The following is a 15,153-nucleotide window of genomic DNA, read 5'->3' as shown; positions in this document are numbered from 1 at the left end:
TCCTTCAATTTCTTGAAAAACTTAATCTCCGAGAAAATGCGCGGTGCGCTTGGCTCACCGCTGATGACTCCATCGGCAAAAGAGTAATTCTCCATTCGGGTAGGCACTAAAAGCCCCTGCACATTTTTCCAGTCGAGGTACTTCTTGGCCGACATCTTCTGGCTATCCTGGTTGAAAAAGGTAACAGTGTAAAGCAGCCATTCCATGCGGTGGGTGACGGGGTCGATCAATAGTCTGTAAACGTCCTTTGGGGCGACTCCCACATTATCATTGTAGCGGACTTCCAGGACATCGAAGGTCTTGCCTTCTGCTTCCATCTGACCTCCGTGCGACAGAATAATGCCCGGATCGGCGATCACGAACGGCATGGCGAAGAAGTAAAAATCAAGATTATGGTAGAAATCGGGATTGCCCGTCGGTACGTCTTTTTTATCCCCGACGAGCCACGTTTTCGTACCATCGTAGCCCATCTCGTAGTTCGTCGCCTTGTGATGCGTCCGGCGGTCATGGAGTTGAATCGTCTGCACTGAAGTCTTGCCTGAAGCATCCAACTTGTACCGTAACGCCTCATAGCTATTCCATTTCTCAATTCCCCCGTGCGCTCCCAGACATTGGTTGAGGAGCGTTTTGGTGTCTTGGGCGTAGGCGGTTTCAAAAAGGCACAAAGTCGGAATGCCGAACCAGACAAAGGCACAAAGTGATATGGCGTACCGACACAAAGTTATTTTTAGGGAAAAAATAGGCATAGAAGAGAGTGATTACTGTTAAAAGGCACAAAGCGCCAAAGTTGTCAGAATAGGCAAGTAGACAGCAACGATAGCCGCCCTCCCTCGCAATTCAACAATTCAACAATTCAACAATTACAATTCCCCAATCTGACTATACATCTCCTTCAACTTTGGGTCGCGCTCGTTGCCGCGGATGTCTTTTCGGATGGCGGAGACGCCCTGAATGTCGGTGAGAAGCCCCAGCACCTGGTAAGCCCCGAAGCGCACGAAGTAGGCTGGGTTATTGCGGGCCATACTTTCCAGCACCGGAATACTGCGCCGCTGCACGTCGGAGGGTGATTTGATGAGGTATTTACCAAAAACCTGCAGGAAATTGTAGCGGTCGGACGGGTTCATACCCTCCATTTTTTTCAGAAACCAGTCGTAGCGCTCCGGCGTGGCGAGCCCGGCGTAGTAGTTGCCCACTGAGGCCACGATGGCGTCGTTACGCGAGTCTTCGAAGCGCCTGGCGATGTCGGCCGCGTCTTCTGGCTTACGCATCAGGAAGGCGTCGAGGGCCACGGAAACTACCAGGTAAGACGTGTCGTTTAGAGCCTCACGAAAGAGCGGCATATTCGCATCGTCACCGAAAGAAGCTAATGACAGGATTGCCTCGGTGCGTACCAGCGAATTGGGGTCCGTACGGGCGTGGCTTTGGAGGAGTCGTTCAGCCTCGGCAAATTCAGCTCCGTCGTAGGCCGAGAAGTTGGCCACGGCTACCTGCCGGATTTTCCAGAATGGGTCGTCCATCGCCGCCAGCATGAGTTCTCTGATTTCGGGGTCATTGAGTTGACCTTCGAGGTGCGTCAAAGCATCGTAGCGAGCCAGAAACTTATCGGCGTGATAAAACTGGTAAATCCACTCGTTGCGGCTGTGCTCCATGTCTATGGTGCCGAGCAACTGCGTTTCACCGTCGAGGATGACGAGTTCTGGTTTGTACTTAGCCGGAAATTCCAGCGTCTGCTTCGCCTTGTCGATCACCACGTTGTAACGCGTTTTGACGCTATCCAACCACACGTCCACTTTGAGCGGCAGGCGGTAAACGGTTGAGGCAAGGGTATCCTGCAACTGTGTGACTTTTAAGCTGACGGTTTTGTTTGCCCCCGAATAATCCTGCTCCACTTTCAGCACCGGATGGCCAGGGGTGAGAAACCACTGATCGAAAAACCAGTTAAGATCCTGCCCTGTCACTTTTTCAAAAGCCATGCGCAGGTCGGAGATTTCGGCCGTGCCGTAGCGATGCGCTTTCAGGTAGGTTTGCAGGGATTCAAAAAATGCATCGTCACCCACCATCTTGCGCAACATGTGTAGCACGCGTCCGCCCTTCGCGTAAGAGTGGCTGTCGAACATATCCTCTTTGTCCTGATAAAAGTACCGGACAATGGGTACTTTTTTCTGGTCGGCTTCGCCGAGGTAGTTTTTTAATTCTTGCAAATTTTTCCAATCGGCGGCGGCGGCACCGGAGTAATTCTCCGTCCAGAGGTACTCGGCGTAATTGGCGAAGGATTCGTTCAGTGCCAGTTGTCCCCATTCCTCGCTCGTCACCAGGTCGCCAAACCAGTGGTGAGCTAGTTCGTGGGCGATTACGTCGTCGGAGTTGCCATCTACCAGGGCGCGGGAGTCGGCTTGAATGCTCTGCTGATGGACGGTGGCGGTAGTATTTTCCATGGCACCCGCCACGAAGTCGCGTACGGCGATTTGCGCGTACTTTTCCCAGGGAAACTGCATTCCGAAGATGTTGGAGAAGTAGGCGATCATCTCGGGCGTCCGACCAAAAATAGCCTTGGCATCGTTAGCGTATTTAGGCTCAACATAATAGCTGACTTCCAGGCCATTGGCCATCACTTCTTTGGTGATGGAATATTTGCCGACGGCAATCATCGCCAGGTAGGGCGCGTGAGGCAGCGATTGTCGCCAGTGATCGGTGCGGGTACCGTCTCCGTTGCTGAAATCACTGACCAAAATACCGTTCGACAAAGTTTGGTAGGTAGTATCGACTGTGATATAGAAGTCCTGCAACATTTTCTCGTTGGGACTGTCCACCGTTGGAAACCAGGTCGAGTTGTACTGCGTTTCGCCCTGCGTCCAGATTTGCTGAGGCTTGCCCTCATCCATGCCGTCGGCGTTAATAAAATACAGTCCCTTCTCCTCAGGATGATCGCCCAGGATTTCGCGTGGTAGTTCGTTGGGTTTGGCCACGTAATCGATTTGTACATAGACCTTTTCGTTGCGGTTGTAATCACGCGGCAAACGGATGGTTAGCTGCCGTTTGTCATAAGCGTATTCCAACCGACTGCGCTTGGATTCCTTGGTAATCTTGTTGGTCAGCGTGTCCTTTCGGATCAGACTATCAAGGTGGTAAATAGCTTGAATCTCAAACCCTTTGGCATCGAGTACCAAAAGGTTTTGGGGATAAAAGTAGGGTTTGAAGGTAATTAACGCCGTACCAAGTACCTGTTGTCGCAGCCAGTCGAACCGCAGGTCGAGGCGCGTGTGGATAATATCATTCTGAAGAGTACGCGTAGGGCGATAGGGGCCCGCTTTGGTCACCACACCCGGCGCGCGGCGAGATGTATCGGCGGGGTAGGTCTGCGAGGACACAGGCCACGTCAACGGATTCCAGGGAGTTGAGGCTTCCGTCTTTCCGACAGCCATTATCACTAAAAAAGCAAGGAGAAAGGCCTCGATTTTAACCGTATTAATCAAAGATTTCATAATCAGATTGTAAAGCTCACAAGATATCAGTCAGCACACTTCTTTAAAATACTTGCCCGACGAATAAAGACCAAATAGCTAAGTACCAATTACGTCGAACTACCCTAATCGCGAAGTATCCACGCCGTGAGACGCCCTTCTGGCGGGAATATACGACACCGCAACCGTTATTAGAATTATTATCAAAGCCGTCACCCCCACATCGCTCCAAACGAGTTTTATTGGATAGGCATCCACCATTGAACTGACCATACCCATCGAAACTAACCCGTACTTTTGCTGTATCCAGCAGATTCCTACACCCAATACCAAACCGAGAATGGCTCCCGAAAGGGCCACGATACCACCGACCGAAAGGAAAATTCGCCGAACCAGTGAAGTCGTAGCACCTAAGGCAAAAAGCATCCGAACGTCGTCTTTTTTTTCGATGGCCAGCATACTGAGCGAAAAGAAAATATTGATGGCGGCTACCATGATGATGAAAGCGAGGGTCACGGTAACGAACAATTTCTCGACCCGGATTGCCCGCAACAGATCGGCGTTCTGTTCGTCGCGATTTTCTATTACGAACGACTTTCCCAGAACATTTCGCAGTTTGTCCTGAACTTCTTCGGGGTCGCTGCCGGGGCGAAGCTGAATTTCGAGCGAAGTACGTTGCTTTCCGTACTGCAAAAGCGATGCCACGGTGGCCAGCGGCGCAATGACGAAATCGTCGTAACGGCTTTCGATGAAGAACGTGCCACCAGGGCGCACAATCGCCTGATTGAAGGCATCGGGCGAATTCAGGCTAAGGGTACGTCTGTCGTTGCGTGGGTACCATAGTTCAATAGCGGCCAGCGGGTCGTTCATCGAAATGAGAAGCGAACTGCGGACGCCATCAGCCACTACGGCGAAGGGCGTACCGTTTTCACCCTGCAATTTCAAAATGCCCTCGGTCATTGCAGTATCCAGTTGGCCGCGCTGCTCAAAAGTACTGTCCACACCTTTGAGACGTACCACCATTTGGTTGTCGCGATACCGGGCGAGTGCGTTGTCTTCGATAACCTCCGTGATGTACGCGACACCATCGGTACTTTTGATTTTTTGCAAAGCTGCGTCTGGCAGCACAAAGCGTCTGCCTTCACGAGGCGTTATTTTCATGTCAGCGTCGAAGGTCTTGAATATCTGGCGATTCAGATCCTCCATGCCGTTGAAGACAGAAAGTACGACCACCATTGCCATCGTCCCCACCCCCACACCGATCATGGCGATAAGCGCGATGATGCTGATGAAACTGCGCTTGTTGTGCGAGAAAAAGTAACGCTTGGCGATCCGAAAGGGTAAATTCATGTTCCTTAAACGGATGAATTATTCGGTTTTGTCTTCATCGTCGGCAGGCGGGATGACGAGGTCGGCGAAGAGCGCATCCATCTTGGCGGCGTATTCGGCGGTGTCGTCCAGGTAGAATTCCAACTCGGGAACGATGCGCAACTGGTGCCGCACCCTTTCACCGAGTTTCTGACGGATAAACTTGGTGTTCTCTTCAATTCCTTCAAAAAGTACCGCCTTATTCTTTTCGGGCAAAAAACTTAGATAGGCGCGAGCGATGCCCAAGTCGGGCGTCATCCGCACGCCAGTAACCGTAACCAACGAGCCGTTCACCAGGTATTGGCCTTCTTTCTGAAATATATCGCCGAGGTCTTTCTGGATTTGACGGCCTACTTTCTGTTGTCTTTTCGATTCCATTAATCTAGTAGAGAGTTAAGAGTGGATAATGGGCGGATTGGAGCCAAGTGAATCATTTCGCTAGCCATCTACCCTAATCATAACTTAGGGTTCCTGGCAAAATTACAAATTGTATTATTCATGATCGGATCATTGGGTCGGGACCTGCGCTCTGGATCCCAGAACGGCGAACAGGCACAGAAGGAGGGGCAGTTTTTTTACGAAACAATGTTTTAACTGTGAAAATGATCAGTTGGAATCCGACGAAACTTTCGCGCCACTAAAAGTACTAGTTCCAATCACCTTCTCGCCGGGAGGACATTTTTCTTTCAAAAACTTAGTGAACAACGTTGCCAGATGGCGGCTTGTGCCTTCACCCTCGTAGATGCCGTGCGAGCGGTTGGGGTAGGGCATGAACTGGAACTGACGGTTGTGCTTAATCAATTCATCCAGCAGCATTTCGGCGTTTTGGTAGTGGACGTTGTCATCACCCGTACCGTGGATGTAAAGTAGATTGCCCACGAGATTTTTGGCGTGGGTGATCGGCGAGCCTTTCACAAAATCCTCGAGGTTTTCCTGGGGCAGACCCATGTAGCGTTCCTGATAAATATTATCGTAGGTCAACTGGTTGCCCACCGCCGCCACGGCAATGCCGGTCTGGAACATATCGGAGTATTGAAACAATAAATTCAGCGTAGAAGACCCGCCCCCGCTCCACCCGTGGACGGCCACGCGGTCGGTATCGATGAAGGGGAATTTTTCAAACATCGCCTTGGCACCCATGGCCATATCGCGGATATTGACCGTGCCGATGCTGCGGTAAATTGCCTTTCGCCATTCCCGGCCCTTAGGCATGGGGGTCCCGCGGTTGTCCACGGCGGCGTAGATGTAGCCATCCTGAGCCATATCGCCCATGTACAAGCGGTTGCGCCCCGTACCGAAGCGGTCGATGACCTGGCTTCCGGCGGGTTCGCCGTACACGGTGAACACGATCGGGTACTTTTTCTTGGGGTCAAAATTGGTGGGTTTCACCATCCAGGCGTCGGACTCGACGCCATCCTCCGTCTTGATTTTGAAAAATTCAATGTCAAATGGACCGCCTCGCTGTACGGCTTTCATACCTTTCTCGACGCTGACGTTGGGGTCCAGGGACGCCTGGTCTTTCATCGTGATCCACTCCATGATGGGGTAGGTGCGGGCGTTGGAAAAACTGTGTTTGGCGAAAGTACCACTCGGGGCAAGATCGTATTTGTGAGTACCGGCTTGATCAGCGGGCGTAATGCGTTCGGCCTGGCCCGAGCCGTCCAACCTAGTTTTGTACAAGTAGGACTGCGTTGCATTGTCAGGCGAGGCCATGAAGTAGTAGGCGTTGTTCTTCTCGTCGATCAGGACGGGGCTAATCATATCATAGGTGCCCTTGGTAATCAGCGTTTCCTTCTGGCCATCGCGGCTCACGCGGTAGGTGTGCCGCCAGCCGTCTTTTTCGCTCACCCACAGAAATTCCTTTCCGCCGTTCAGCCAATCCCAGCCTTCGGGGCCGTCGGTCCAGCGGCTTTTGATGTCGATCCAGGCTTTGTCGGTTTCGGAATAGAACGCCGAAGCCTTGCCCGATTTGGTGTCGAGGTACATCAACTTGCTTTCATTCTGCTTGCGGTTGAGCTGCTGAATCACCAACTCCTGCGGACTGCCAGCGTACTCCATGCGTGGCACGTAAGTATTCTGCGGGTCGCCGGGAATATCCATCCACTTGGTTTGGGCTGAGGCCAAATCGACCACGCCAATGCGGTAAGGCGAGGGAGTTTCGCCTACTTTGGGGTACTCGACCGGAATGTTGAAAGAGTAGATCGAATCCGTGTAGTTGGTCATCAAAAAGTTGCGGATTTTCCGCGCATCCAGTTGCCAGTAGGCCACGGCCTTGCTATCTGGACTCCATCGGAAGCCGTCCCGACAGTCGAATTCCTCTTCGTAGGCCCAGTCGAAAGTACCATTGATGATGCGATCTGTACCGTCTGTCGTCAGGGCTTTGGTTTGGCCCGTTTTCAGATCATCGACATAAATATTGTGCTCACTCACATAGGCTACTTTCTGCCCGTCGGGCGAAATTTTGGCAAACATTAGTGAGGACTCAGGCAGGTCTTTGCCAATTTGGGTCAAATCATTGTTCGACAAATCCAGTAACCAGTAATCGCCTTTGGTGTCGTAGCGCCATACGCGCTTGGAGTTGGTATAAACCAGCACCTTTTTACCATCCTCGGACATGGTGTAGCTCCTGACTTCCAGCGCCTTGTTACTGTTTTTGGGCGTGAGCTGCTCCTTGGAGACCAGCGTTTTGTTTTTTCGTCCTGGTAGTGTCACCTGCTCGATGGTGCCATTTTCGTTGGCGTCGCGGTAGCCGCTGCCATCGGGCAACCATTGGAAGGTGTCGGGTACCTGAGCGAACCCAGCAGAGGCGGCCAGGAGTAGGAGAAGTGTTATTATTTTTTTCATGAAGTTTATTACCTGATTCTGTATTTCCTAAAATTGTCTAGTTCTGACTTTTACAGTAGTCCTAACGTCGATCCCCTTATTTTTGATGCAACACTCGCTTGGGAATAACAGTCTGCCGTTAAATTTTCGGGAGGTTTGGGGTATGCTGAAAACCCGATGGCTATACCTACTCGACTACCTCGTAAACCAGCACTGGTTTGGCCTTATTTTTCAACTTTACCGATCCGACTTCTGCGCAAATAAACGACTCCTTTACCTTTTTGTAAGCTTCTTCGCTGATGATAATCTGGCTGGGTTTGGCGATGGATTGGAAGCGTTGAGCGATGTTGACGGTATCGCCGATGACCGTATAATCCAGCCGCCGTAGCTTAGCCGAGCCAATGTTACCGCTGATCATCTCGCCCGAATTGATGCCGATGGCCACTTGGGGTAGGTAGGTAAGCTCGGCGGTAAGTTCTTCCTCAATTTCGGCGATTTTGGAACGAACGGCCAGCGAGGCCTCAATGGCGCGGTCGAGGTGGTACTCCTCGCGGAAGACAGCCATGATAGCGTCGCCCATGAACTTGTCCACGTAGCCATTTTGGTTGATGATTTCACCCACCATCACATCAAAGTACTTATTGATAAGCCGCACGACCACGTCGGGAGGTACTTTCTCAGAGATAGCCGTGAATCCACAGATGTCTATAAACACGACCGTCGCTTCCACCGTTTCGTTGGCCGTGATGACGTTTTCGTATTCACTTCCGCTCATGAAGTCGAGGACGTTTCGATCCACGTACATTTTCAGAATATTATTTTCCTTGATAGCCTGAAGCGTCTTTTTAAGATGTTGGATATGCTCGATGGTTTTCTCAATCGTCAACCCCAAATCTTTGAAATCCACGGGTTTAGTAACAAAATCAAATGCGCCTCGATTCATGGCCGTGCGGATTTTATCCATGTCCCCATAGGCCGACACAATCACGGTCTTTATCATCGGACTGTGGTCGTGAAGTTTGAGCAGAAGCGTCAGCCCATCCATTTTGGGCATGTTGATATCGCTCAAAACAAGATCGATTTTGGGGAATTCTTTCAGTTTTTCCAGCGCATCCTCTCCATCGAAAGCGAACTCAAAATCGTACTTCTGTTCCCGGATTTCCTTCCTGAACTTCTGCTTAATGAGCGACTGCAAGTCCGTCTCATCATCCACAACCAGTATGTTGGTGGTCATAGTTCTTCGAGTTTTTCTTTGAGCTTCGAGAAATCAATGGGTTTGGTCAGAAAATCGTTCGCCCCGTTAGATATTGCCTGCTGGTAGTAGTCGTCGTCGTTGTATGCCGTTACCATCATGACTTTGGGGTTGGGCGAAGGATGCTTTACACGAATACGCTTCAATAATTCAATACCGCTCATGCCCGGCATATTGATGTCCGAGAGAATGAGCACTACTTCCGAAGCGTGACCTTCCATGTAGCTCAGCGCTTCCTCCCCCGAGAAAGCGAACGAAAAGGACAAATCACCGCGCCGAATCTCGCGCCGGAACTTCATCTCGAACAGAGACTTTATGTCCCGCTCGTCGTCCACGACCAGTATTTTGGTGTTCTCGCCAGTATCTTCCTGCATATGAAATGTATTTATAACTACTTGTTAACCACTACCCAACCGGAATGCGCACAATAAACTCTGTGAACACGCCCTTTTCGCTTTCTACTTCCATCGTGCCGCCGTGACTGTTGTGGACAATGTCGTAGCTCAGCGAAAGGCCCAGCCCGGTGCCTTGCCCGGTGGGTTTTGTAGTGAAAAACGGCTCGAAAATTTTCTCCCGTACTGCATCGGGAATACCCGTTCCGTTGTCCTTAATTCTTATCTCAACCGTTTTATTTTCCAGTTTTGAGGTTAACCAAACCGTCGGGCGGTAGCTTTCGGGTTCTTGCCTGGCCCTTTGCGCTACGGCGTAGAAGGCATTGTTGAAAATATTCAAAAGTACCCTTCCGAAGTCCTGCGGCATAACTTTGGCCTTGATCTCCTCGGGCTGAAAATCCTTCTCCAACGTCGCATTGAATGACTTATCCTTGGCCCGAAGCCCGTGGTAGGCCAGGCGCATGTACTCGTCGGCCAGGGCGTTGACATCCACGCTCTCTTTTTCGCCGTTCCCGGTGCGGGAGTGCAGAAGCATCCCTTTCACAATTGAGTCGGCGCGTTTGCCGTGATACACCATTTTCTCCATGTTGTCGGCCAGGTCGCGCAGGATTTCTGCCACCAATTCGTGGTCGGGGGTGTCTTTTTCCTGTTCCTCTTTCAACTCCTCAATCAACTCCGTATTCACTTCCGCAAAGTTATTGACAAAGTTGAGCGGATTCTGGATCTCGTGGGCAATGCCCGCCGTTAGCTCACCTAATGAAGCCATTTTCTCCGACTGCACCAGTTGCCCCTGGGTAGTTTTTAGGTGATCCAGCGCCGTGACCAGTTCTTCCTTCTGGCGACTTATTTCCTGGGTTCGCTCGGTAACCATTATTTCAAGTTCGGCCTTGCGAGCCTGCATCAACTGGTTTTGTTTTTCCTCTTCCAGCCGTTGAAGGCGTTCCTTAGCGAGCTGCTTCTGCTGCCGTTTATTTTGGTACCACATCGCAACCACCCAGATGATTGCGAACACTTTGAACATATCAAAGTAGTCATTGTAGTCATTATAAAAACTTTTTGAGACCAGCAAGACTATATCGCCCAATAAGGCAATGACAACCAACGGAATTACCGAAATCATCAATGATCGAACCGTTTTAAATTCTTCGCGGGTATAGATTACACCTACAAATGCCAGGATATAGACATGCCACACCCATTCGTATATTCGTTCATTGCCGAAAATGTGAGGGGCAGCAAGCAAAAAGATGGCAATCAACCTCGAATAGACCAGAATCTTGTCCCATTGGGGCATGGATTCCTTCGTATCCAATGTTTTGCGGATGTACTGGACGAAGAAGAGGACGATGAGGAGGTAGGAAACTTCCATAGGAAAGCAAATTTACACCAAAAATCGGCTTTACGTTTAGTAGCTGATGGTGGTCTGCCGCTCGTTACTCTCGAAGGCCAGATCGATCACTCGCGTGGTGCGCAGGATTTCGGCGGGCTTTACCGCCATCTCTTTGCCTTCGACGATGGCGTCGTAAACCGAATCGTAAAAAGCCATGTAATCACCCGCTTCGCTGGGTACGATTCCCGTGAAGGCTTCACTGTGGAGCGTACCCCATCGGTCTTCGGGTTCGGCGCCCCAATTGTCGGCGTTGGGCAGTACGTCTTGTCGGAGGGTTTCTTCCTGCGCGTCGAGGCCGCGCTTGATGAAAGTACCTTTGGTTCCATGAATAGCATAGCGGAGGCTGTTTTCATACACCATCAAGCTGGATTTGACGATGACGAATTTGTTGTCGTAGCCCAGCCTGATGTCGAAGTAATCGTCCACATCGCCGCCCTTACGCACCGAGCGGATAGTGGCGGTGACCGTTTGCGGGTCGCCGAAGAGTACAAAGGCTTGGTCCAGCAAGTGCGGGCCGAGGTTATAGACGTTACCGCTGCCTTCGGCCTGTTTTTCCTTCCAGGTATTAGTCAACACTTCGGGCCGGAAGCGGTCGTAGCGGCTTTCGTATTCCACAATTTTGCCTAGTTTGTCCTCCTGGATTAGCTTCTGTATTGTCAGAAAGTCCGAATCCCAGCGGCGGTTTTGGTAGGCAGTGGCTACCAGGCCGTTGCGTTCCGCTACTTCAAAAAGCTGCTTCGCCTCGGCTTCGGTATTGGCAAAGGGCTTTTCGATAACTACGTGTTTGCCGTTTTCCAGCGCGTCCATAGCGTACGTAAAATGCGTGTCGTTGGGAGTACAGACGAAGACCAGGTCGATCTCGGGGTCGGCAAGTAATTCCTCGACGGAGCGGGCGTTCTCAATAGAGGAATCAAAGTCCTGCGCCTCGTTCTTGGAGCGCTCGACTACGGTTTTCAATCTGAACCGGGGATTGACGGTGAGAAAAGGAGCGTGGAAATAGCGCCCCGAGAGGCCAAAGCCAATAAGGCCAACGTTTAGCATTTTCATCTTTTAGTTGTGACGGGGTCGCCCGTGCGATTAGAGATTGAGTGAACTAGTGAATAAATCTTGTTTTACTATGCCAATAGGTAAAGATTCGGTTGCGGTTCTTTTTAATGTATAGTAGAATTGATTTCCTGAAAAAACTGAAACACAAAATGGAAAATGTCAAGAACGTAAAAAGACGGGACTTTTTGAAGGCGGGGGCCGTGCTTTCCACTTTTATGATCGTGCCGCGCCGGGTGTTGGGCGGACCGGGGTTTGTGGCTCCGAGCGATAAAATTACGCTGGGCTTCATCGGCTGCGGCAAGCAGAGCGGCGGTTTACGGAGTAATTTCCTGAACAATGGGGCGCAAATAGTAGCCGCCTCGGACGCGTACCGCGATAAATTGGCACTCTTCCAGCGCGAAGCTGAAAAGTGGTATGCCAGCAAAGCTGAAAAGGGTACTTATAAGGGCGTCGAGGGCTACGCAGACTTTCGCGAGATTCTGGCTCGCCAGGATGTGGACGCCGTGGTGATCGCTTTACCCGACCATTGGCATGCCGCCGCCGCTGTCCGGGCCGCCGAGGCCGGGAAGGACATTTATTGTGAAAAACCCCTTTCTCTTACCGTACAGGAAGGCCGCGCGATGGTGGACGCTACCCGGAAGCATAAGCGCGTTTTTCAAACCGGAAATATGCAACGCTCATGGCCCGAGTTCAGGCAGGCGGTGCAGTTGGTGCAGTCGGGAGCCATCGGTGAGGTAAAACAAGTGTTTGTGAGCGTAGGTGGGCCTCCCAAGCCCTTCGATTTGGAGGCGCAACCCGTACCAGCCGGACTTGACTGGGACAGCTGGTTGGGGCCGAATGTGGTCGAACGTCCCTATCACAATGATCTGGCACCTACCCTGGAACATACCTTTTTTCCGCACTGGCGCAACTACGCCGACTTTGGCGGCGGCATGATGACCGACTGGGGGGCGCATATGTTCGACATCGGGCAGTGGGGCCTCGGCATGGATAACAGTGGCCCGGTGGAGATTACGGTACCTGGCCCAAACAAAGAGGAGGGGCTTGTTTATAAGTACGCCAATGGTGCCCAAATGACCCACCGGCCTAAGGACGGCAATCACTGTCATTTCATAGGTAGCGAAGGCGAGGTCTGGGTAGCGAGAAAAAAGCTCGTAACGACTCCCAAAAATCTGGAAAGCAAAGAGTTCTCTAAGGAAGACTACAAGATCTACGTAAGTGAAAACCACTACAAGGATTTTCTGGACGCCATCAAATCTCGGCAAAAGCCGATATGTGACGTAGAAGTGGGCCATAGTACTGCTACTGTCTGCAACATCGGCAACATCGCTTACCGTTTGGGAAGGTCGCTGAAATGGGATCCCAAGAAAGAGAAGTTTGAAAAGGATAAGGAAGCCAACGACTTGCTCCAGCGTCCCATGAAAAAGGAGTGGAAAGTTTGATTTGGAAACGCCAACATGCCCCACGCCATCGTCTTTGCTTTGCGCCTTTGAGAGTTAAAATGACTACTTTTGCGGCATGAAAGCACGGAGTGCCATTTTGAGCTGCCCGGAATTATCAGACCTAGACCGGGTAGCCAGTGATTTGCTTGAACTGGGCAGTGAAGTTCCAGTTTGGCTTTTCTTCGGAGAAATGGGCGCGGGAAAGACTACCCTAATTAAGACGATTTGTGAGAAATTGGGAGTAGAAAGTCTGGTTCAAAGCCCTACTTTTTCCATTGTCAATGAGTACGTTTCTGACCAGGGTAAGCCCATTTTCCATTTTGATTTTTACCGATTAAAAAATGAAAACGAAGCTTACGACATTGGCTCGGAAGAGTACCTGTACTCAGGAAATTTTTGTTTCATCGAGTGGCCCGAAAAAATTGAATCTCTTTGGCCGCCGAAGTACTTTGATATAAAAATCAAACAAGAGGCCGATGGCAGTCGAACGATTGCGGCCGTTGTCAACGACAGAGTAATGGAATGATGGTTGGCCGCTGTCACAGAGTTTTTATTCATTCGCTTTATTCACTCCGCTTCGGCCGGTACGCCGACGGTCAGCCGCTGCTGAGCGGGACCGATTCAAAATTAAAAAAGGATGCCGCAAATCACCGGATTCGAGCAACTGGCCAAGCAGTCGGCGCTTTATCCCCAAGAATCGCTAGTCGAGGTAAAAAAGGACAGCAATTCTTTGCTGATTGGCTTGCCGTGCGAAGTGGCCTTGCAGGAAAACCGCATCGCCCTCACGCCCGACGGCGTGGCGATTCTGGTGCGCCACGGCCACGAAGTGTGGGTCGAAAAAGACGCGGGAAAAGAAGCAAAGTACCCCGACCATGAGTATAGCGAAGCCGGGGCTAGAATCGTGTACTCGGCGAAGGAGGTTTTTCAGGCCGACCTTATCCTGAAAATCGAGCCTTTGGTGGACAAAGAATTCGAGATGATCAAAGCCGGGGCAACGCTGATTTCAACGCTCAATCTGCCTTCGTTGGAAAAAAGCTATTTCGACAAACTCAACCAGAAGAAAATCACCGCCATCGGTTACGAATTCATAGAGGATCAGAGCGGTGGATTGCCTATCGTTCGGGCTATGAGCGAGATCGCTGGTAGTACCGTACTCCTCATTGCTGCTGAATACCTCAGCAACTCCAACAATGGGAAGGGCATTATTTTGGGTGGCATCACGGGCGTCCCGCCTACTAAGGTAGTCATTCTGGGGGCCGGAACCGTAGCCGAGTACGCCACGCGAGCCGCGATGGGCGTGGGAGCCGACATCAAGGTGTTTGATAACCATATTTACCGCTTGCAGCGCCTGAAATATTCGGTGGGACAGAATCTTTACACCTCCATCATCGATTCTGATACACTGACCGAGGCTATTGCCCGCGCCGACGTAGTGATCGGGGCCATGCGGGCCGAAGATGGTCTAAGCCCTTGTGTGGTGACGGAGGAAATGGTGGGCCGTATGAAGCCCAATTCGGTGATCGTGGACGTAAGCATCGATCAGGGAGGATGCTTCGAGACATCCCGCATGACGACGCACAAAGACCCAGTGTATCGGTATAGCGACGTGCTGCACTACTGCGTTCCCAATATTGCTTCGCGGGTCGCGCATACGGCTAGTACCGCGCTGAGCAATATTTTTCTACCATTTTTGCTGAAGACCGGAACCATCGGCGGCATTGAAGAAATGATTTATGCCAACCGCTGGTTCATGAAGGGCGTATATAGCCACAACGGTACGCTCACCAATACTTACATCGCCCGTAAATTCGGGATGCGGTATAAGGACTTGACGCTGCTTTTGGCGGCGAGAATGTGAATTTTTGAAGTGGCAAAGGCACAAAGTACCAGAGTGGCAAAGTGCCGGATATTCCTTAACGCAAAGTGGCTGATTGCTAGAAAAAAGGGGTAGTTAATATTGCTTGCATAAGGAATCGTT

Annotated in this window: 12 protein-coding genes; 3 read left to right on the top strand and 9 right to left on the bottom strand. The window is 51.0% G+C overall.

What is annotated here, in order from left to right; all coding sequences use genetic code 11:
- From ACEW8P_RS02165 to ACEW8P_RS02125, 9 genes are all read right to left on the bottom strand, one after another.
- The coding region (locus tag ACEW8P_RS02165) for a DUF6503 family protein (protein WP_373511471.1) at positions 1 to 746 on the bottom strand (746 nt) is incomplete at its 3' end.
- Between the two features lie 114 nt (positions 747 to 860).
- Positions 861 to 3,482 (bottom strand): M1 family aminopeptidase, encoded by a 2,622-nt coding sequence (locus ACEW8P_RS02160; RefSeq protein WP_373511470.1) that lies wholly within the window; start codon positions 3,480 to 3,482, stop codon positions 861 to 863.
- Positions 3,483 to 3,581: 99 nt separating this feature from the next.
- Positions 3,582 to 4,811: an ABC transporter permease gene (locus tag ACEW8P_RS02155; protein ID WP_373511469.1), complete on the bottom strand. Its 1,230-nt coding sequence runs from the start codon at positions 4,809 to 4,811 to the stop codon at positions 3,582 to 3,584.
- Between the two features lie 18 nt (positions 4,812 to 4,829).
- Positions 4,830 to 5,207 (bottom strand): 30S ribosome-binding factor RbfA, encoded by a 378-nt coding sequence (gene rbfA, locus ACEW8P_RS02150; RefSeq protein ID WP_373511468.1) that lies wholly within the window; start codon positions 5,205 to 5,207, stop codon positions 4,830 to 4,832.
- A 228-nt stretch (positions 5,208 to 5,435) separates the two neighbouring features.
- On the bottom strand, positions 5,436 to 7,673 hold the full coding sequence (locus ACEW8P_RS02145; RefSeq protein ID WP_373511467.1) for a DPP IV N-terminal domain-containing protein: 2,238 nt from the start codon (positions 7,671 to 7,673) through the stop codon (positions 5,436 to 5,438).
- Positions 7,674 to 7,839: 166 nt separating this feature from the next.
- On the bottom strand, positions 7,840 to 8,886 hold the full coding sequence (locus tag ACEW8P_RS02140) for an adenylate/guanylate cyclase domain-containing protein (protein ID WP_373511466.1): 1,047 nt from the start codon (positions 8,884 to 8,886) through the stop codon (positions 7,840 to 7,842).
- On the bottom strand, positions 8,883 to 9,278 hold the full coding sequence (locus ACEW8P_RS02135) for a response regulator (RefSeq protein WP_373511465.1): 396 nt from the start codon (positions 9,276 to 9,278) through the stop codon (positions 8,883 to 8,885). The genes ACEW8P_RS02140 and ACEW8P_RS02135 overlap by 4 nt, the downstream gene beginning before the upstream one ends.
- A 31-nt stretch (positions 9,279 to 9,309) precedes the next feature.
- On the bottom strand, positions 9,310 to 10,665 hold the full coding sequence (locus tag ACEW8P_RS02130; RefSeq protein WP_373511464.1) for an ATP-binding protein: 1,356 nt from the start codon (positions 10,663 to 10,665) through the stop codon (positions 9,310 to 9,312).
- A 36-nt stretch (positions 10,666 to 10,701) separates the two neighbouring features.
- The gene (locus ACEW8P_RS02125) at positions 10,702 to 11,733 is read right to left on the bottom strand and encodes a Gfo/Idh/MocA family oxidoreductase (protein WP_373511463.1); all 1,032 of its coding nucleotides are present in this window, start codon (positions 11,731 to 11,733) and stop codon (positions 10,702 to 10,704) included.
- 149 nt (positions 11,734 to 11,882) lie between these two features.
- Between ACEW8P_RS02125 and ACEW8P_RS02120 the strand changes: the two genes are divergently transcribed.
- The 3 genes from ACEW8P_RS02120 (at position 11,883) to ACEW8P_RS02110 (ending at position 15,033) form a co-directional block, all read left to right on the top strand.
- Positions 11,883 to 13,175, top strand: a complete 1,293-nt coding sequence (locus ACEW8P_RS02120; protein WP_373511462.1) for a Gfo/Idh/MocA family protein — start codon at positions 11,883 to 11,885, stop codon at positions 13,173 to 13,175.
- Between the two features lie 76 nt (positions 13,176 to 13,251).
- The gene (tsaE, locus tag ACEW8P_RS02115; RefSeq protein ID WP_373511461.1) at positions 13,252 to 13,701 is read left to right on the top strand and encodes a tRNA (adenosine(37)-N6)-threonylcarbamoyltransferase complex ATPase subunit type 1 TsaE; all 450 of its coding nucleotides are present in this window, start codon (positions 13,252 to 13,254) and stop codon (positions 13,699 to 13,701) included.
- 120 nt (positions 13,702 to 13,821) lie between these two features.
- Entirely contained in the window at positions 13,822 to 15,033 is a 1,212-nt protein-coding gene (locus tag ACEW8P_RS02110; protein ID WP_373511472.1) for an alanine dehydrogenase, read from the top strand.
- The last annotated feature ends 120 nt before the right edge of the window (positions 15,034 to 15,153 follow it).

The sequence above is a fragment of the Persicitalea sp. genome (genome assembly GCF_041751555.1).
Taxonomy (GTDB): Bacteria; Bacteroidota; Bacteroidia; order Cytophagales; family Spirosomataceae; genus Persicitalea.
This window is presented reverse-complemented; position numbering and strand designations above follow the sequence as displayed.